13 protein-coding genes and 1 tRNA gene are annotated in these 21,215 nt (G+C 40.9%); 5 read left to right on the top strand and 9 right to left on the bottom strand.

Features of this window, described 5'->3' with window-relative positions; all coding sequences use genetic code 11:
• Positions 1 to 362 precede the first annotated feature (362 nt).
• Positions 363 to 1,907, bottom strand: a complete 1,545-nt coding sequence (locus HCG69_RS09205) for an arylsulfatase (RefSeq protein WP_195448894.1) — start codon at positions 1,905 to 1,907, stop codon at positions 363 to 365.
• Between the two features lie 224 nt (positions 1,908 to 2,131).
• Between HCG69_RS09205 and fsa the strand changes: the two genes are divergently transcribed.
• Positions 2,132 to 2,788 carry a fructose-6-phosphate aldolase gene (gene fsa / locus HCG69_RS09210; protein WP_002561134.1) on the top strand — a complete coding sequence of 219 codons (657 nt, stop codon included), beginning with the start codon at positions 2,132 to 2,134 and terminating at the stop codon, positions 2,786 to 2,788.
• Between the two features lie 280 nt (positions 2,789 to 3,068).
• Positions 3,069 to 4,235, top strand: a complete 1,167-nt coding sequence (locus tag HCG69_RS09215; protein ID WP_007486414.1) for a mechanosensitive ion channel family protein — start codon at positions 3,069 to 3,071, stop codon at positions 4,233 to 4,235.
• Here the strand turns inward: HCG69_RS09215 and HCG69_RS09220 are convergent.
• On the bottom strand, positions 4,232 to 8,173 hold the full coding sequence (locus HCG69_RS09220; RefSeq protein WP_221649802.1) for a response regulator: 3,942 nt from the start codon (positions 8,171 to 8,173) through the stop codon (positions 4,232 to 4,234). The genes HCG69_RS09215 and HCG69_RS09220 overlap by 4 nt on opposite strands.
• A 66-nt stretch (positions 8,174 to 8,239) precedes the next feature.
• Positions 8,240 to 9,691, bottom strand: coding sequence for an arylsulfatase (locus HCG69_RS09225; protein WP_221649803.1), 1,452 nt, complete (start codon positions 9,689 to 9,691; stop codon positions 8,240 to 8,242).
• Positions 9,692 to 9,906: 215 nt separating this feature from the next.
• Here HCG69_RS09225 and HCG69_RS09230 point away from each other — a divergent pair, with 215 nt between their 5' ends.
• Positions 9,907 to 12,351, top strand: coding sequence for a glycoside hydrolase N-terminal domain-containing protein (locus HCG69_RS09230; RefSeq protein ID WP_221649804.1), 2,445 nt, complete (start codon positions 9,907 to 9,909; stop codon positions 12,349 to 12,351).
• Positions 12,352 to 12,449: 98 nt separating this feature from the next.
• On the opposite strand, the gene HCG69_RS09235 is transcribed toward HCG69_RS09230, so the two are convergent.
• Positions 12,450 to 13,502 (bottom strand): class I fructose-bisphosphate aldolase, encoded by a 1,053-nt coding sequence (locus HCG69_RS09235; RefSeq protein WP_221649805.1) that lies wholly within the window; start codon positions 13,500 to 13,502, stop codon positions 12,450 to 12,452.
• Between the two features lie 52 nt (positions 13,503 to 13,554).
• Positions 13,555 to 14,301 (bottom strand): 2,3-diphosphoglycerate-dependent phosphoglycerate mutase, encoded by a 747-nt coding sequence (gpmA, locus tag HCG69_RS09240; protein ID WP_221649806.1) that lies wholly within the window; start codon positions 14,299 to 14,301, stop codon positions 13,555 to 13,557.
• A 212-nt stretch (positions 14,302 to 14,513) separates the two neighbouring features.
• Between gpmA and HCG69_RS09245 the strand changes: the two genes are divergently transcribed.
• The gene (locus tag HCG69_RS09245) at positions 14,514 to 16,334 is read left to right on the top strand and encodes a PAS domain-containing protein (protein WP_221649880.1); all 1,821 of its coding nucleotides are present in this window, start codon (positions 14,514 to 14,516) and stop codon (positions 16,332 to 16,334) included.
• A 129-nt stretch (positions 16,335 to 16,463) separates the two neighbouring features.
• On the opposite strand, the gene HCG69_RS09250 is transcribed toward HCG69_RS09245, so the two are convergent.
• From HCG69_RS09250 to HCG69_RS09265, 4 genes are read right to left on the bottom strand one after another with little or no spacing between them, the layout of a single operon-like run.
• Entirely contained in the window at positions 16,464 to 17,918 is a 1,455-nt protein-coding gene (locus tag HCG69_RS09250; protein ID WP_221649807.1) for an ATP-binding cassette domain-containing protein, read from the bottom strand.
• 5 nt (positions 17,919 to 17,923) lie between these two features.
• On the bottom strand, positions 17,924 to 19,921 hold the full coding sequence (gene pulA, locus HCG69_RS09255) for a type I pullulanase (RefSeq protein ID WP_221649881.1): 1,998 nt from the start codon (positions 19,919 to 19,921) through the stop codon (positions 17,924 to 17,926).
• 48 nt (positions 19,922 to 19,969) lie between these two features.
• Complete coding sequence (gene ruvC, locus HCG69_RS09260; RefSeq protein WP_002561125.1) at positions 19,970 to 20,536, bottom strand: crossover junction endodeoxyribonuclease RuvC; 567 nt, start codon at positions 20,534 to 20,536, stop codon at positions 19,970 to 19,972.
• A complete protein-coding gene (locus HCG69_RS09265; protein WP_221649808.1) occupies positions 20,533 to 20,835 on the bottom strand; it encodes a DUF4286 family protein in 303 nt (100 codons plus the stop codon). Before HCG69_RS09265 ends, ruvC begins: the two co-directional genes overlap by 4 nt.
• Positions 20,836 to 20,948: 113 nt before the next feature.
• Between HCG69_RS09265 and HCG69_RS09270 the strand changes: the two genes are divergently transcribed.
• Positions 20,949 to 21,022, top strand: a tRNA-Ala gene (locus HCG69_RS09270).
• The last annotated feature ends 193 nt before the right edge of the window (positions 21,023 to 21,215 follow it).

Consider the following 21,215-nt stretch of genomic DNA (forward strand, 5'->3'; position numbering starts at 1 on the left):
GAAGGGCAGGATTAGAGTTGCTAAGAATTAAGATGGTGATGGAACATGTCTTTTTCAACTAAATTGAAGAAGAACCAGTTAACACAATAAAAAGTGTACACTCTTGAATCCAATGAAACAGCGCCTTCATTTCAACTGATAATCAATAATTTAGACTAACCACAACATTCAAATATCACTTTATATCTTGTTTATATAAAAATCCATACTTACTTTTTTAGCAACTAAGTAACTTCTCTAATTATTTTCAACAATAATTTTATAACAATACATTGAAACAAAATTTTAGAAAAAATAAAAAGGCTCCCAACGTATGGAAGCCTTTTTATTAAAGGTGTGTTTTATTCAAATCAATAGCAATCTCAGTACAGCGGCAACCCATATCGCCCATCTACAACCTTTTCCAATTCAGTACTTAACTGTTGTACGCGTTTGGGCTGCTCTTTTGCCAGATTATTCTTTTCACCGACATCCTTTTTCAGATCATACAATTGTGGTTCCATACTGTTACCTAACTCGATATTCACAGTCTTATTATAAGCAGGGCCCTGACCGGGACGAACATATTTCCAACGCCCGTCTGTAATAGAAAGGTTGTTTTGTGCATTCTGTAACACCAGATAGTCACGTCCTTTTTTCTCTTTTCCCATCCAGGCAGCTTTCATTGGACGACTGTCCGGTGCTGCACCTTCGGGAAGAGACTGATTCAGCATCTGGGCAAAGGTAGCAAACCAGTCAATCTGGCAAAGCAATGCGTCGGATACTCCCGGCTTAATCTGTCCCGGCCATCTCCAAATACAGGGAACACGTGTTCCGGCTTCATAAATACTGTATTTACCACCCCGATATTCACCTCCGGGTTTATGATCGCCCAATAGTTCTACGGCCTGATCTTTATAACCGTCATCAACCACAGGACCATTATCACTGGAAATAATGACCAATGTGTTCTTATCCAATCCCAACTCTTCAAGAGTATTCAGAATTTCACCCACACTCCAGTCAAATTCCAATAAACAATCGCCACGAGGCCCCATGCCACTCTTACCTACGAATTGTGCTCCGGGAACACGAGGTACATGAGCATCTTGTGTGGCAAAATAAAGAAAGAAGGGAGCATCTTTGTGCTTTTCAATAAAAGATACGGCTTTCCCGGTCAGTGTTTCGGCTATTTTATCATCTTTCCAAAGTGCCGACTTTCCACCTTTCATAAACCCGATACGGGAAATCCCGTTGACAATGCTCATATCATGCCCGTGCGAAGGGTGCATAACCAACAACTCCGGATTATTCTTACCGGTAGGTTCACCCGGGAAGTTCTTTTTGTAACTCACCTGGATAGGATCGGCAGGATCAATATTGATCACCTGATCGTTTTCTACAAATACACAAGGCACACGATCACCGGTGGCAGCCATAATAAACGAATAGTCAAAACCAATATCATTGGTACCCGGTTTCAAGGGTTTATTCCAATCCTGTTCGCCTCCCTTATCTCCCAGGCCAAGATGCCATTTACCTACCACTCCGGTTGCATAGCCGCTTTGCTTGAACATATCCGGCATAGTATAACGCTCCGGACGGATGATTGAAGCAGCGTCACCATCGGCAATACCTGTTCCGGCTTTACGCCAGGCATATTCGCCCGTAAGCATAGCATAACGGGAAGGTGTACTCGTAGCCGCCGCGCTATGTGCATTGGTGAAACGCACACCTTGGGCAGCAGCACGATCTACATTAGGAGTGTGGATCGTTTTTGCACCATTACAACTGAAATCACCGAAACCAATATCATCGGCATAAATAAAAACTACATTGGGACGCTGAGGTTCGTTATTTTGCGCAACAATCTGTTGAGCCAGACAAGGAGTTAAAACAAGAGGAAGTACAAAATATCTTTTTTCCATAATTAATTAATATTAGATTCCGAAACAAATATCGTCATTTACAAAGAGATTTACATCCTATATCAGTCAATACTTTTTCCGTACAATGAAAAAAAAGACGTTTATGGACATATTGATAGACAAATTTGGAAACAGAGAAAGGTTGTTTTTGATAATCTTGGAAATGGATAAACAAATACTTATCTTTGGACGTTAGATAGTTAACCACTAAAACTATATAAGTTATGAAATTTTTTATCGACACAGCCAATCTGGAGCAGATACGCGAGGCATATGCACTCGGAGTGCTCGACGGAGTTACTACCAATCCTTCGCTCATGGCAAAGGAAGGAATCAAAGGTACCGAAAATCAACGTAAACATTATGTTGAAATATGCAATATTGTAGGCGGTGATGTAAGTGCGGAAGTGATAGCCACCGATTACGAAGGAATGATTCGCGAAGGTGAAGAACTTGCAGCACTCAATCCGCATATTGTAGTAAAAGTGCCTTGTATTGCCGAAGGTATTAAGGCTATTAAATATTTTACAGAAAAGGGTATCCGTACCAACTGTACACTGGTCTTCTCTACCGGGCAGGCACTATTGGCAGCCAAAGCAGGAGCTACCTACGTATCTCCCTTTGTTGGTCGGCTGGATGATATTTGTGAAGATGGCGTAGGCTTAGTTGCCGAAATCGTACGAATGTACAGATTTTATAACTATAAAACTCAGGTACTGGCTGCTTCGATACGCAGTACAAAAAATATTATGGACTGTGTAGAGGCCGGTGCAGATGTAGCCACTTGTCCGCTAAGCGCCATCAAGGGGTTGCTTAACCATCCATTGACAGATTCCGGACTCAAAAAGTTTCTGGAGGACTATAAAAAGGTCAACGGATAAGAGCCTATTTAAAATTTTCCTCAAAAGTTTTTTCTTCAGCTTCTTTTGAGTTTATTTTCGGTCTGTTTTCCCGTTTTTATTAGCTTCGCACAAAACCTCTTTTGATCATTTCATTAAGGTATAGTCATCACATAGCCCGCTATGCTCCTCATAAAAACAGAAAAACATCCGCAAAAATAACTCTCAAAACAATGCTGAGCAAAATTTAAACAGGCTCTAAAAATCCGGGGTAAACAATTTCCTGAGTCTGCCGTTATACTTATAAAAACAAGATATAACTATGGACTTAGGAAATTGGATGAATAAGATTCTCATCGGATGGGGAGTAGACCCAAAGATAGCTAACACTTTCGATGAGGCTATTATCGCTGTTTTAATGATTTGTATTGCTGTGGGGCTTGATTATCTCTGCCAAAGTATTTTTGTTGGCGGGATGAAGAAGTACACCAAGCACTCTCCGCATGTATGGAATACATTATTGATGAAACGACGTGTATTTCATAACCTCATACATACCATTCCAGGCATATTGATATATGTAATGCTTCCGATGGCTTTCGTCAGAGGAAAAGAGTTACTGCTCATTTCGCAAAAGATATGTGCTATTTACATTATCATGTCTTTGTTGCTCGCTCTGAACGGGGTTCTGCTAATGATATTGGATGTATATACAGAGAAGGCAACAGCGAAAAATCGTCCGATGAAAGGCTTCATCCAGGTATTACAGGTTCTTCTCTTCTTCGTTGGTGGTATTATCATGATTGCTATCCTCGTTAATAAATCTCCTGCCAGCCTGTTTGCCGGATTAGGTGCTTCGGCAGCCATTCTGATGTTGGTATTTAAAGATACAATTCTTGGTTTTGTAGCGGGTATTCAGCTTTCTGCCAACGATATGGTACGTTTGGGCGACTGGATCACTCTCCCTTCAGGAAATGCCAATGGAGTGGTGCAGGAAATCACATTAAATACCGTAAAAATTCAGAATTTCGATAATACCATCTCTACAGTTCCTCCATACAGCTTGGTGAGTAACCCGTTCCAAAACTGGCGTGGAATGGTAGAATCGGGTGGACGGCGTGTTATGAAGAATATCACACTCGACCTCACCACTCTGAAGTTCTGTACCCCGGAAATGCTGGATAACTTTCGGAAAGAGATTCCTTTATTGGCCGACTACCAACCGGAAGAAGGGGTAATACCTACAAACTCACAAGTTTACCGCGTCTACATAGAACGTTATCTATGCAGCCTGCCTGTAGTCAATCAGGACCTGGACCTGATTATCAGCCAGAAAGAAGCAACCGAATATGGTGTACCCATCCAGGTATACTTCTTTTCCCGCAACAAGATATGGAAAGAATATGAACGAATCCAGTCTGATATCTTCGACCATCTGCTCGCAATGGTTCCGAAGTTTGAACTCAAAGTATATCAATATTCAGATTAAGAGGTCCGCTTATGGCTCTCTTTATACTGAGTAGGTGTCTCTCCTGTGTATTGCTTGAACGCTGTACTAAAATAACGTGAGGTAGAGAATCCTGTACGCTCTGCTATCTCTGTAAAGTTGAGGTCAGTAGTAGTAATAAGCTGTATCGCCCTTTCCAGTCTGAACTTATTGATGTAATCATTGGCTCCCATATCCGTCAAGGCTTTCAGCTTATTATACAATGTAGCGCGACTCATATACATCTCTTTACAGAGAAATGCAATATCCAGTACTGAACTATCCAGATTTTCTACAATAACTTTATTCAGCTTCAGAAGGAAAGTTTCATCTGCCTGGCTGAAAGTACTTTCCTCCGGTGCCGGTAATAATCCTGCATTGAGATAACGTACTTTAGTTTGCTCTCTGTTGCGCAAACGACTGCGAATCAGTTCCAACAACATTTCTTCCTCAAACGGTTTGGTCAGATAACCATCTGCACCAATCTTGTATCCGTGCAACTGACTTTGTTCGTCATCACGTGCAGTGAGCAAAATAACCGGTATATGGCTGATGTCAATATTCTCTTTTATCTGTTTACAGAGTTCATATCCGTTCATACGTGGCATCATCACATCACTGACTACAATGTCGGGCTGGTACTTCCGAACGATTTCCAAAGCCTCTACACCATCTGCAGCAGTATATACTTGCTTAAAGTGTGCTTTCATCGTATCTCTCAGGAAATCAATCAAATCCTGATTATCATCTACTACAAGCAACGAATAATCCTTCGTTTGGAAAGTATTTGTTTCTGTGTTCTTTTCTTCGTTATCATCCGTTATCAATTCGTTCAGATAGGCTTTGGGCTGACAAATAATCTCTTCTGATACTACCTGAAGCGGAAGTTCAAAGAAAAAAGTGGCACCTGCTGTATCATTGTCTCTGGCACCAATACTACCTCCATGCAACTCTGCCAATATTTTAGAATAAGACAAACCAATGCCCGTACCATTCCTTTCACCACTTCCCTGGTAGAATCGGGTGAAGAGTTTACGTATATTTACCTGCTTCAATCCACAGCCCTGATCGGATACGGAAACGCGAACCGACTGCTCATCCGGCAGAAGTTCCGTTTGAATCAAAATTTCACCACCCTCCGGACTATGTTTTAAGGCATTAATCAATAAATTGGTAAGGATGATCTCACATTTCTCCCTGTCAAAACTAACCACTGTAATCTGTTCATCCAACTGATAGCGTATATGTACGTTCCGTGCTTCTCCTTCACTTATAAAATCGGCAGAAACCTCTAATACCCAATCATTCAACTGCTGTGGGTAGACCTGCAACTTACTGACTCCAACCTCCATTTTTCGTAAATCCAACACCATGTTAAGTAAGTTTCTCATACGCTGTGACTGCCTGTAAATTCCTTTAAGCGGAACATAATTGGAATCTGTAGGTGCCAAAGATTTCAAAATACGATTGAGTGGTGCATGTATCAATGTCAATGGTGTACGGAGCTCATGACTGATATTAATAAGAAAACGTACTTTTTCTTCATACATTTGCTTTTCATGCTCCTTCATCGCCCACTTTAGCTTGTTTTCTTTACGGCGCATAGTGACCAGAAAAACCTGAATAATAACGCCGGATACAAGTAATATACAACATAGGATAAACCACCACGTCTGATACCACGGTGGTAATATGGTCAAGCTCAAAACTTGTTGTAAAGGAGTCCAGTTTCCGTCTTTTGTACTACATGAAGCCATAATCCGATAATCTCCGGGAGGTAACGAACGAATGACTAACTCCGAACTATAGGAATCAATGTACTGGTTATTCAATCCGACAATCTGGTAACGATATATTTTCTGACGGAAAATATCTTTCTCACAAGACATTACACGAACCGCAATAGACTTACTGCTCCAGGATACGGAAATACCGGTGGGATTTGCACTTAACGCATCATTTACCGACTCTCCGTTAATCAGTACATCCGTCAACTGCATTTGTGGATACTCTGAACTTTCTACCGGCAAATTCTTGTCTATCCTCAACAGTCCTCTGATGCCACCCATATAAATATCTCCCCGGGTAGAAATCAATCTGGGTTTAGACAAATATTCGTTTATAAAAACTCCGTCCGACTCACCAAACAGAATAAACCTCTTTTCATTGACAAGCCATGCAAACAACATATTGTCCGCACCTATCCATATTTTACCTCTCTGATCACACATTATGGAGGTGATCTCACCAAAAAGCGAGGTAGGTAAATGATTGTACTGACGGGTTGCCGGGTTATAACTGCTCAACCCCTGGTTGCTGCCAATCCAAAAGACACCGCGTTCGTCCCGTGATACGGCATTGATAAGCGTATCTTTGCCACAGGTATACACCGTATGTAGCTTATTAGTAGAGTGATTTAATACATAAATCCGTCTCAAATCACAAAAATAACTTACATCTGCTTCATGAGCTACCGGAAGAATTGTCCCAACCAAATCACTTCCTTCCTCTTCGATAGCTGCTTCAACCTTTCCGGAAGCGATATCATACCGGTAAATATGAGAGCCAAGCAATAGCACAGAACCCAAAGATACCTGACAAACATTTACTGTCTTCCCACTATACCGGAGCAGATTGTTTATTTCTTCGTTGTCAATGACCAACGGTTTGAGAGTTCCCGTCGATTTGTTAAAGACAAATAATCCTTTGGAGAAAAGAGAAAGTAACAATTCATTAGACGTATAGCCGGTAACAGAGGCAACCTTAGCCTTCCAGGTAGTAGGATAATGCCGGAATTTCTCTGATTCAGGATTTAATCTGTTCAACCCACCTCCATCCGTACCAATCCATATATCATCGGATACAGAATCCTGGTATAAACTAAGAACAGCATTATCACTTAACCCGTCATCATTCCCTGGTACTACATCCGTATAGGTTTTCATCGATATTTCACGAATATTGATCAGACCACCCCGGATACTACCTGCCCACATATTATTATTGACATCATTGTGCAGATATAAAATAGAATTTACAGGCAGGGAATAGCTATTACCGGGAATATGCTCAAGAATAGACATTTCTTTTGATTCGGGATCTAATATATTAATTCCTCCCCCATCGGTCCCTATCCAGAGATGATCATCTCTTTCGGTCATACATAGAACAACATCGTTATTGAGCTGAGAATTCTGAGTTGTATAAGAGGCCAGTAAAGTACCGTCTTTTGAGAAACACCGGATTCCATTATTATAGGGAGCCACCCAAATACGCTGCCGGGAGTCTATCATTATTTCCATAATCTCCTTGCCACAATCAAAAGGAGGAGAAGTTACTTGCCCGGAACGGAGATTAAGCAGTAAGACACCTTGCCAGCGACTGGCACAAAGCAGTGTTTCTGCATCCCACATACCAATAAACGAAATGGAGAATTGGGTATCGGAAGTAAAATCCTGAAGAAGAATGAAGGAATCATCTTTATAGCTATAAAAGTAGATTTTATTTCGTGCACCAAACAAGATCCCCTGATTTATTCTACACGAAGCATTAACTATTATATTCTGATTGTTCCGGTTTTTAATAACATCAAAATCATCGCTTTTGCGTCGGTAACGGGCTATCCCTTTATCTGTCATAATCCAAATGTTATGCAGACTGTCCTCCATGATCTGATGAACATGATTATGAGGTAATGAATTGGGATTGTCAGACTGATGTATATAACGTTTTAACTCATGCCCGTCGAAACGCCCCAAACCAGCTTTTGTCCCGATCCATACAAATCCTTTCTTTTCGGCATAAATACACCGCACCGTAGAGGGTAAACCCTCATTTAAGGATATCTGTTTGAAATAATAATGACTGGCTTTCAGATTATTAGAATAAAGAAACAAGCCTATTATCAAACAAAAGAGACGAAAGTTATTAGATATTTTCATAAGTAAGATTCGTATGTGATCAGGGCAAAAATAAACGTTTCTTTCTCATCTACCAAAAAAAGAGTATTAAAAGAGCGGCCAGTTCGGATCATCCGTATGAGCTTCCAACATGATAGCTTTCAATTCTTCTGCCTTTTCCGGATATTTATTCAGTAGATTATACTTCTCAGAAGGATCTGACGCCAGATTATAAAGTTCATAATATGGCTTTTCACCACGGATATTCATATGCACTAATTTCCACGACCCTTTACGTACCGCCTGACGCCCATTCAGTTCCTGAAACTCGAAATACAGGTATTCATGCTCTTTCTGCCCTTTTCTATTTTCAAGCAAAGGAAGCATGCTCACACCATCCATCTCTTTGATAGCAGCTTTTGGATTCAAAAGCTCTTCAAAAGTAGGCATAAGATCCCAAAAAGAACACATAAAATTTGTTTCCGTACCCGCCTGGATATGTCCCGGCCAGGAAATGATCATAGGAACACGAATCCCTCCCTCATACAAATCGCGCTTATAGCCACGCCAGATACCGTTACTATTAAAGAAATCCGGATCGGCTCCCCCTTCTCTATGAGGCCCGTTATCACTGGCGAAGATAATAATCGTATTATCGTATATTCCTTTATCCTTCAGCTTTTGTACCAATTGACCAACGTATACATCGAGCCGGTAAATCATTGCAGCAAATGTAGCACGGGGATTGAGTTGGGTACAATATCCTCCTTTACGAAATGCAGGACTTCCGGGTTCAAAGCCTTTGTATGGAACCTCCGGAAATTTACCACGAAATTTATTTATAATACTATCTTCGGGTACAATCAGTTCGGCATGTGGAATGATAGTAGGATAAAATAAGAAGAAAGGTTCTTCCTGCTTCCTGTTATCTAAAAAAGAAAGTGCTTTAGAATGAATCAAATCCTGAGAATAGGTTCCTTTGCCATATTCCACTTCCAACACATTATCTTTGAGTTCAATACGTTGATCGTTTTCCCATAAATGATCGGGGTAATAACTATGAGCCAGTAACTGACAGTTATAACCATAAAAATGATCGACACCTTGTTTATTGGGGTCACCTGTGGAACCTACGAATCCCAACCCCCACTTACCAAACGTACCGGTTTCATAACCTGCATCTTTGAATAAATGAAAAATAGTACGGGAGTCTGCCGGTAAAGGAAACTGCCCTTCGGGATTCAATTCCTTATTCCCCCGGATAGCTGTATGACCGCTATGAGTACCTGTCAACAGGCATGATCGTGAAGGAGCACTGACCGTTGTACCGGAATAACATTGCGTGAAACGCATTCCATTCTGAGCTAACAGATCGATATTGGGAGTATCAAATTTTTCTTGCCCGTAACAGCTCAGATCACCATAACCCAGGTCATCAGCCAGAATAAAAACAACATTAGGACGTTGGGAAGTTTTTGATTTCTTTTTCTGTGCAAAGCCCGGTTGAATTCCGGAAAAACCGATAAGTAATACGCTTCCGTATAAAATTTTGTTTCTCATTATGTACTAATATTTAAGATTTTCGTCACAAAGATAAGGTTTTCCATGAAAAGGCTTTTCCATTTTTGTCTTTTGATATGTTCGAATTTGTCTAAAGTCGTCCAATCCGGATTTTATTATCCGTTTTTCAAAGAAAACCTGATACTAAGAAAATAAATCACACGTTATTATTACAATTGAACAATCATCTTTGCTAAATTATTAATCATATTTATATGAAAAAGCTCTATTTATCTATTCTGGCTGCCCTATTCATTGTAGGTGCCCGCGCAGAGAAGCCGGATAACACTCCCTCTCTTTCCATCTGGTTTGATACTCCCAACAACCTTGACGGACGTGCTATCTGGCAAAGAGCCGATGGTAAAGGTGAAAACCCGGATAAAGCCTGGGAAACAAGTTCACTACCTTTGGGAAATGGTAGTCTTGGAGCCAACATTATGGGTTCTATTGCTGCCGAACGTATTACATTAAACGAAAAGACCCTATGGAAGGGTGGACCAAATACTTCCGGCGGAGCAGACTATTATTGGAATGTAAATAAACAATCGGCACCAATATTAAGAGAAATACGCCAGGCATTCACAGATGGTGACCAAAAACGGGCAGAGATACTGACCCGTAAAAATTTTAATGGTCTGGCAGCTTATGAAGAAAAGGACGAGACTCCCTTCCGTTTCGGCTCGTTCACTACCATGGGAGAGGTATATGTGGAAACCGGATTAAGTGAAATCGGCATGAGTGATTACAAACGTATTTTGTCATTGGATTCAGCCATGGCAACAGTCTGTTTCCTTAAAGACGGAATTCAATATCAAAGAAACTATTTTATCTCTTATCCGGACAGTGTGATGGTGATGAGATTTACCGCGGACAAACCGGGAATGCAAAATCTCACATTCAGCTACAGCCCCAATACTGAGACACAAGGAAAGATAGAAGCAGATGGAACAAACGGTCTTTGTTACGCCGGAAAGCTAAATAACAATCAAATGAAGTTTGCGCTTCGGTTCCGCGCCATAAACAAAGGAGGAACAGTAAGAGTTGAAAACGGAAAACTCGTGATAAAAGATGCAAACGAAGTTGTGTTTCTACTCACAGCCGATACGGATTATAAAATGAACTATAACCCGGACTTCAACACTCCGGAAACGTATGTGGGAAATAACCCGTCAGAAACTACCCGGAACATGATGAAGCAAGTGGAAGCAAAGACTTACGAAGCACTTTACCTTCGCCACCAAAATGACTATACTGCACTCTTCAACCGTGTAAAATTGAGCCTGAACCCTCAAGTGCCCATTGCAGACCTGCCTACTGATCAACGGCTGAAGCACTATCGCCAGGGAACTCCGGACTATTATTTAGAACAACTTTATTATCAATACGGACGTTATCTGCTAATAGCCAGTTCACGTCCCGGAAATATGCCGGCAAACCTGCAAGGCATATGGCACAATAACCTGGATGGCCCATGGAGAGTAGATTATCATAACAACATTAACATCCAGATGAACTACTGGCCTGCCTGCTCCACCAATCTGGACGAATGCATGTTACCTTTAATTGACTTTATACGTGGATTAGTGAAACCCGGAGAAAAAACAGCAAAAGCGTATTTTAATGCGCGTGGGTGGACGGCTTCTATTTCTGCAAATATCTTTGGATTCACCGCTCCCCTATCCAGTGAACAGATGGAGTGGAACTTCAACCCAATGGCCGGTCCCTGGCTGGCTACACACATTTGGGAATATTATGATTATACGCGTGACAAAAAATTTCTTTCAGAAATAGGATATCCATTGATAAAAAGTAGTGCACAGTTCACTGCTGACTACTTGTGGCATAAACCGGATGGAACATATACAGCAACCCCTTCTACTTCTCCAGAACATGGTCCGGTGGATCAGGGGGCTACCTTCGTACATGCGGTCGTACGGGAAATCCTTTTAGATGCCATTTCAGCAAGTAAGATATTAGGAGTAGACGCAAAAGAACGCAAACAATGGGAAAATATATTAAAGAACCTGGCTCCTTATCAGATTGGACGATACGGACAACTGATGGAGTGGTCAGTAGATATTGATGATCCTAACGACAAGCACCGCCACGTTAACCACTTATTCGGGTTACACCCGGGACATACTCTATCTCCCATTACAACTCCGGAATTGGCTCAGGCTGCCAAGGTGGTATTGCAACACCGGGGTGACGGTGCTACCGGTTGGAGTATGGGATGGAAGTTAAATCAATGGGCAAGGTTACAAGATGGAAATCACGCCTATATGTTATTCGGAAATTTATTAAAGAACGGAACCTTGGACAATTTGTGGGATACCCATGCTCCCTTCCAGATTGATGGAAATTTCGGAGGGACAGCAGGCATTACAGAGATGTTGTTACAAAGCCATATGGGATTTATTCAATTGTTGCCGGCACTTCCTGATGCCTGGAAAGAAGGTTCAATCAATGGCATTTGTGCCAAAGGTAATTTTGAAGTCTCTATCGCCTGGGAAAATAACCAACTAAAAGAAGCAACTGTCACATCAAAAGCCGGGGCACCTTGTACTATTAAATATGGTGACCAAACTCTCTCATTCAAAACTCAGAAAGGACAGAGCTACAAAATTGTAGGAGAAGGGGGGAAAATTAGGAGGGAGTGATGAGTGAAGTGATGAGTGATTAGTGATGAGTGATGAGTGGCTGCGCTATTATGCCGCATGGCACTAATCACTCATCACTAATCACTCATCACTATTTATCACGCTATCGTCACCGCCGGATCAAGATAAACATCCTGAATGGCATTCAATAATTCGACACCTTTATTCATCGGTTTCTGGAAAGCTTTACGTCCACTAATCAGCCCCATACCTCCGGCGCGTTTATTAACAACAGCTGTAACTACGGCATCTCTTAAATCGGAAGAGCCATGAGATTCTCCACCGGAATTTATTAATCCAACGCGTCCCATATAGCCATTGGCTACCTGATAACGGCAAAGATCAATAGGATGTTCCGAAGCTAACTGTGTATACATACGTTCGTCTGTTTTACCAAAACCAATAGCAGTAAAGCCACCATTGTTTACAGGAAGTTTCTGTTTTACAATATCAGCTTTGATAGTCACACCAAGACGGTCAGCCTGTCCGGTAAGGTCAGCAGCAGCATGATAATCCACACCATCTTTCTTGAAATCGCTATTACGCAAATAACACCACAAGATAGTTGCCATACCTAATTCATGGGCGTAATCAAACGCTTCGGCTATCTCCACCAATTGACGGCGGCTCTGCTCAGAACCAAAATAAATAGTAGCACCTACAGCTACAGCCCCCATTTCCCACGCTTCTTTCACAGTGCCAAACAGTACCTGATCATACGTAGTAGGGTAACTTAACAACTCGTTATGATTCAACTTCACCACAAAAGGAATCTTATGTGCATACTTACGTGCCACAGCACCCAATATACCAAAGGTAGAAGCTACGGCGTTACATCCTCCTTCAATAGCCAGTTTCACAATGTTCTCCGGATCGAAATAAATCGGATTCGGAGCAAAAGAAGCTCCCGCTGTATGTTCAATATCCTGATCAACAGGAAGAATAGAAACATAACCGGTATTGGCCAGACGACCATGTCCGAGAATCGTTTGTAAACTACGTAAAGTCTGTATATTACGGTCAGAATCTATCCAAATACGATCAATCGTTTCGGAAGAAGGGATATGAATCATCGATTTATCCATAGTCTTGCAAGTATGGTCAAGGTAATATGCAGCCTTGTCACCCAATAAATCTGTTATTTTACTCATAATGTTGTTTTTTTAAATTAATAAAACCAGTAGTTGAAAGTTAGTATCCCAACTACTTTTTCTTGCCCTGATTAGCCACTGCTTCCATCAGTTTTTTTATCTCTTCAGGATCACCCAGAAAATAATCATTCACCAGATTGAGATCATCGTCGAACTCGAAAACATAAGGCACTGCTGTCGGAAGATTTAAATTCACAATATCTTCATCAGAGATATGTTTCAGATGTTTGATAATCCCCCGTAAACTGTTTCCATGAGCTACAACAAGTAACTGATCAGCAGTTTTCAGATTTGGAAAAATGATACACTTCCAGTAAGGCATAATACGCTCAATGGTTTCTTTAAGAGACTCCGTACGGGGTAATTCGGTATCAGGAACTTCCTTATAACGATTTTCAAAACGAGGATTGCGCGGATCATCCTCTGCCAAAGCATGAGGAGCCACATCATAGCTACGACGCCAGACCAATACTTGTTCATCACCATATTTAGCAGCTGTTTCGGCTTTGTTCAATCCTTGCAATGCACCATAATGTTTCTCATTCAAGCGCCAGGTTTTCTCCACCGGAATCCAGTCCTGATCCAACTTATCTAATGCGCAATTCAATGTTTTCACTGCCCGTTTAAGATAAGAAGTGTAGGCTTTATCAAAATTAAAACCATTTTCTTTCAACAACTCACCTGCTCTGTTGGCTTCAGTAATACCTTTCTCTGTAAGATCTACATCTGTCCATCCAGTGAAACGATTCTCTTTATTCCACGCACTTTCTCCGTGGCGAAGCAAAACTATTTTTTTCATCTGTCATTACTCCTTTCTATTTTAGTATACAACACTTTTAGCAAGAGCAAAGTTCACAATAAGAGATAAAGTTGTCAATACCCAAAAATACTGATTTATTATTCTCTTTCTCAATTCAAATGCGTATTTTTACAGCGTTAAAAAATACCGAATAAAAAGATACCACTTTGAATACAAACAAACAGTCAGACAGCGAATTTATCTTTAAACTGATGAACAAAGCAAATATGGGATGGTGGGAAGCCGATTTAAAAACAGAAAGTTATGTCTGCTCCGAATTCATTTCCAACTTACTAGGACTCGACAGTGACGGAATCATCAGTTTTGAAGATTTCAACAAACGCATTTTAAAAGAAGACCAAAATCATACCAGTCCACTTTCTTCCATTGAAATACAGCAAACGATTGAAGAAGTATATCTTCTTAATACCCCCAAAGGCAGTGTGTGGATACGTAGTAAAAAATGTTTTGAGGAGACTGATGAAGAGGGGAATACAAAAATATATGGTATCGCCGAGGCACAAGACGGGCCTAATATGACTACTGCCTATCAGGCACTAAAGTATAGCGAACGCATTCTGCATAATATTTATAAAAATCTTCCGGTAGGAATCGAACTATACAATAAAGAGGGTTATCTGATAGACCTCAATAAGAAGGAGTTAGATTTATTTCATATCCCCGATAAACAACATGTTTTGGGAGTTAATATTTTCGATAATCCCATCTTTCCGGAAGAGATAAAAGAAAAAGTAAGAAATCATGAAGACGCTGATGTTACATATCGCTACGACTTCTCCAAATTGAATGGATATTATAAATCTCTGCAAACTCAAGGTACAATAGATTTAATGACAAAGGTTACTACTTTGTATGATAATAACGGGAGTCCCACCAACTTCCTGTTAATCAATGCAGATAAGACCGAAGATACAATGGCATATAATAAAATCCAGGAGTTTAAAAGCTTTTTTGATCTTGTGGGCGATTATGCCAAAGTAGGTTATGCACATTTTGACGGACTAAGCCGGGACGGCTACGCACTCAAAAGCTGGTTTCGGAATGTAGGAGAAAAAGAAGGTACGCCACTAACACAAATTATCGGTATCCATTCTCATTTTCATCCTGAAGACCGTGCCGTAATGATCAACTTCCTTGATGATGTAGTGAAAGGTACTGCTTCAAAACTATGCCGGGATGTCCGTATTCGCCGGGAAGACGGACATTACACATGGACACGCGTGAATGTTCTTGTCAGGAATTATCGTCCACAGGATAATATCATTGAAATGTTATGCATTAACTTTGATATTACCGAGCTCAAAGAAACTGAAATGAAACTTACTAAGGCCAAAGAAAAAGCAGAAGAGTCTGACCATCTGAAATCAGCCTTCCTTGCCAATATGAGCCACGAAATACGTACACCTCTAAATGCAATTATAGGTTTTTCAAGTTTACTGCAAGAAGCTACCAGTCCGGAAGAAAAAAAACAATATGTAGACATCATAGAAGAGAACAACCGACTACTATTACAGTTAATTTCAGATATTCTTGACCTCTCCAAAATAGAATCGGGTACCGTTGAAATGTGTCCGGGAAAAATGGAAATACGACAACTCTGTACGGATCTGATAAGTACATTGCGAATCAGGGCTGAAGAGAATGTAGAATTACGTATCGCCCCAAACTTACCGAAACTACACATTATAAGTGACAAAAACAGGATACATCAGGTATTAATGAATTTCGCAACCAACGCTATGAAATTCACCTCTGAGGGAAGTATTACTTTAGGATATGAAATTCATGAGAAAGAAGTAAAGTTCTATGTAATAGATACAGGCATCGGAATTGAACCGGAAAAACAAGAAGAAGTATTCGAACGTTTCGTTAAACTCAACTATTTTATTCCGGGTACTGGTTTAGGACTTTCTATCTGTCAAAGCATTGCCACACAATTGGGTGGTAAAATTGGTCTTGAATCAGAACCGGGTAAAGGCTCCTGTTTTTGGTTCACTCACCCATTAAACTAAATAACGCTCGTCATATTTTAGTGGATAGAGGTTGCAAATGTCCATCATACCTGAAAGAAGGTAAACATTGCTCTTCTATCCACTAAAATTTCATTTATAACTTGAATAATTAAAAATAAAACCTTGCTCTTATCTATTTCTTTTCAAGAAAATACGATTTGAAATTACATCCGGTAACTCAGATTCATAATGTGTCACCATGATCATCGTTTTGTCCCGCCGACGGCAAAAAGCTTCAATCACCGTCTTCACTCGCCGGCGATTAAATGTATCGAGTCCATGAAGTGGCTCATCCAGAATCAGTAGCTCAGGATCCTTAACAAATGCACGTGCCAATAATGCCAAGCGTTGTTCACCACTCGATAACTGTAGGAAAGGTTTATCTTTTAACCGGACAATGCCGAAAATATCCATCCACCACTCACATATCGCTATCTGCTTCTGCTGCGGACGTTTATAAAGTCCGATACTATCATGCAATCCGCTTGCCACAATCTCAATAGTAGGCAGATTTTTCAAATAAGCCCGGTGCATTTCAGGACTCACATAACCAATGTGCTTTTTTATCTCCCAAATACTTTCTCCCGTACCGCGTTTACGCCCAAACAAGCTGATATCGCAAGCATACGATTGCGGATTGTCGGCACAAACAAGACTGAGCAAAGTAGACTTTCCTGCACCATTCTCTCCACTGAGCGCCCATTTTTCACCCCGACGTACAACCCAGTCAAGCTCCTTAAGAATGATACGGTCTCCATAACGAATACTGACTTTGTTTAATCTTACGACCTCTTCCGAATCATAATTCGTACTTTCGTAAGGTAAATCAATAATACGTTGCTGTAGTTCTGTGAACGGTTCTTCCATCACATGTTCGCGATATCTCTCCAAATAGTCTTCACGAGGTATTTTATCATACACAGTCAAATGATCTACAGGAATAACATGAGTTATAAATGAAGGCACATCGTCCAACATTGATAGTATGAGAACGATCTGTACAGACGACAACTTCGTAAGACGTTCGAGCAGACTGAAAAGCAGTTCACGCGTAGGTGCATCCAATCCTATAAAAGGATTATCCATAACAAGTACCCGTGGAGAAGTAAGCAACGCTTTTGTCAGCTGAAATTTTCTTAATTCCCCACTCGAAAGCAGAATTATCTTTTTATCCAGCATCGGTTCAATGCGAAACAGTTCAAACAGTTCCTGTTTCAGAGCCTCATCTTTTATCTCTCCCAACATTTCACGAACTTCGGGTGCATCATCCTGATCGTGCGCATTCCAACGCTGCTGATAGTAATAATTAGCATCCGCTGCCCCATAAGTATCACGAAAAGCAATATATTTTACATTGTCATATACCGTATTGGTAACAGACGGGGAGAAGTCGTACACTAAACTTCCTTCCTTTAGCGGATACTTTCCCAAAAGCGTATCCACCAACAAACTCTTTCCACCTCCATTAGGTCCCACCACAGCAACATGTTCTCCTGCTGACAGTACCACCGTTACCGGTTGTGCCAAACGAATAAGCGGGTTGCGTGTTACGCCCCCCGCTATACTAATAGTATTCTGTATCATCTGTTTTATTTATACATTATCAATGCCGACTGTGCAGGAACAGTAATTTCTGGTCCGTACAACATTCCCATACCACGGCTATCAATTGCTCCATCACGGCAAACTACTGTATATTTACCTTCCGGTACCGTCAACTTCGCCGGAGTATTACGTGAATTATAGGCCACAACAATCTCTTCCCATTTATCTCCGTTAGCATAATCTTTCAAACGGAATGCCACCAGGTTACTACCTTCTACAGGAATAAATTCCAGATGCTTACGTACCAGATCAGCATCTCCCATACGAAAAGCAGGATGTGATTTGCGTAAGTCTATCAACCGTTTGTAGTACGTAAACACATCGTTATTTGTTGTTTTGCGTTTCCAGTCGATAGCATTAATAGAATCCGGACTCTCATAACTATTGTGTACTCCCTTTTTATCACGCATGACCTCTTCGCCTGCCTGAATAAAAGGCACACCTTGTGAAGTAAATACTACTGTCTGAGCCAGCTTGTCCAGACGTGCCAATAAATCCGGAGTGATTTCCGGGACGCTTGATTTCAAACGATCTACCAGACACATATCATCGTGACAAGATACATAGCTAATCATTTGAGTAGGCTGTAATGCCCACGGTGCCTTACTATAATTCACCGAATCATAATTAATTTGCGGATGTTGGATAGCTCCCACGATACCAAATTTCAGACTTTCTTCTCCTCCGGGTAGCCCAGCGAGGAATGCACCTTTATGGTTATCATTGAACGGCCCTCTCAACCCATCGCGTAATTCATCTGAGAATGCAGCAATGCCTGGCATCTCATGCACATTTACCTTCATAGCCAACGAATCAGCCAGATATTTAGGAGCTTCTGCTGCCCATCCTTCTCCATATATATAAATAGAAGGATCTACCTTATCCACCGCTTTACGAATCTCGTTCATTGTCTCTATATCGTGGATTCCCATCAGGTCAAAACGAAAACCATCGATATGATATTCATTAATCCAGTACAATACCGATTCAATCATATACTTACGCATCATAGCACGGTCACTTGCAGTCTCATTCCCGCAACCGGAACCATTGGCCAATGTTCCGTCTTCCTTATGACGATAAAAATAGCCAGGCGCAGTACGTTCAAAGTTACTGTCGGCCGTGTTGAATGTATGATTGTACACCACATCAAGTACTACACGGATACCTGCTTTGTGCAGAGCCTGCACCATCTGTTTGAATTCCTTAATACGTACAGCTGGATTGTATGGATCAGTAGAGTATGAACCGTCCGGTACATTATAGTTCTGAGGATCATATCCCCAGTTATATTTATTCTCGTTCAGCTTTGTTTCATCCACGGAAGCATAATCATAAGATGGCAACAGGTGTACATGTGTCACTCCCAACTCTATCAAATGATCTATTCCCGTCAACAATTTATCAGGATTCATTGTACCATGCTCTGTCAATGCAAGGAATTTTCCCTTGTTCTTTATACCCGAAGCAGAATCTACTGAAAAATCCCGGTGATGCATCTCATAAAGAATAATATCTGCCGGTGACTTTAATTCCGGACGGGTATCTGTATCCCATCCTTCAGGGTCGGTATCCCTCATATTGATAATTGCAGCACGTTTACCATTCACCCCTACTGCTTTGGCATTGATTCCGGGTGTATCACCCAACCACTTATCATTCACTTTCACATTGAAAGTATAAAATTTCCCCAGTAAGTCCTTATCCACTGTAACCGTCCAGGTACCTTCTTCGCCCGATACTAATGGCACTGTTTCATAAGCATGCCCACCTTCTCCGGCCTCAAACAACATCAACCGTACTTCATCTGCGGTTGGAGCCCAAAGAGAAAACTTTGTAGCAGCAGGTGTATATTCCATCTCCGTCAGATTTCCCGAACGTACGGGGTACAGTTCATAAGAAGTATATTCCTTTTTTGCAGGAGTACAACTCATTGCCACAACTGTTGTCACTCCAATTATTGCCAGATAATTAAACTTCATAGCATCCTTAATATATTTAAAATTCAAATTTCCTGTTTTTAAAACAATTCACCTCACCTTGTCCGGATTCTTAGCTATAAAATCTTTCCATCCGTGATAACCCTTCTCTATCGTAGGGCGTCCCATCTGAAGGAAATGACAATAAGCTGCTGCCAATCCGTCTGTAGCATCCATAAAAACAGGCATCTCTTCCTTTGCCAAATGGAGCATTCGTTGCAACATATCCGCCACCTGCTCTTTCGACGCCTGACCATTACCTGTAATTGCCATTTTTATTTTCAGCGGAGCATACTCCGTAATCGGAATATCTCTGCTCAATGCTGCTGCCATTGCCACTCCCTGTGCACGTCCAAGCTTCAGCATCGACTGTACATTTTTCCCAAAGAAAGGTGCCTCAATAGCCAGTTCATCCGGCAAATAACTCTCAATAATGCTTAATACACGTTCGTGTATATGTCTAAGCTTCAAATAGTGATCACCAAATTTACGCAAGTCGATAACTCCCATAGCAACCATTTCAGGCTTTGTACCCGTTACCCGCAAAATCCCATACCCCATAATGGTAGTACCAGGATCGATGCCCAGAATTATCTTTTCTTTGACCGGTTGTATCACTCTATTACCTCCATCAGTGTAGGAAATCCAATTGCCTTATCTTTAAATGTTTTTGATAATTCTTCATTCAGTTTCACCCCTTGCTCCAAGTGCCAGCGATGCAACACTCCACTACTCTCCACTTCCCACTGTAAAGAATAAGATGTACCCTCATCCCGATGGCTTAGTATCCGACAAAGACGTGGTGACTTCAACGCTCCATATTTCTCTATTTCAGGGATATAACATTCTTTGATCCATATCAAAAAATTATCGTGAATCTCATCATCCACTTGAAAGGTTGTATTATAGATAAGCATATTTTCTTTTTTGATTATTATTTACCGCAAACATAGCAATTATTTCAGAATAATGCATTATATTTGCGCCACGAAAACGGAACAAAGCCTGCAATCGTTGACGTAACTTAATTGGGGGGTTAGCTCATCTGGCTAGAGCGCAACACTGGCAGTGTTGAGGTGATCGGTTCGAGTCCGATACTCTCCACCTCTTCTAAAGGTTATACAGCATAGTTTTTGCATCTTTCTAAATTAATCTCAAATATAAGTTATCATTATTATTGCTAAGCCCCCAAAGAACAATTTGGTATTAGAAGCACTATCAGATACTTTCATCAAGAGTTTTAAAGGAAGATATATCATCATAAAGAATATTTCATTCATCTATAGATTGATTATAA

The organism is Bacteroides sp. K03 (genome assembly GCF_019734355.1).
Classification (GTDB): domain Bacteria; phylum Bacteroidota; class Bacteroidia; order Bacteroidales; family Bacteroidaceae; genus Bacteroides; species Bacteroides nordii.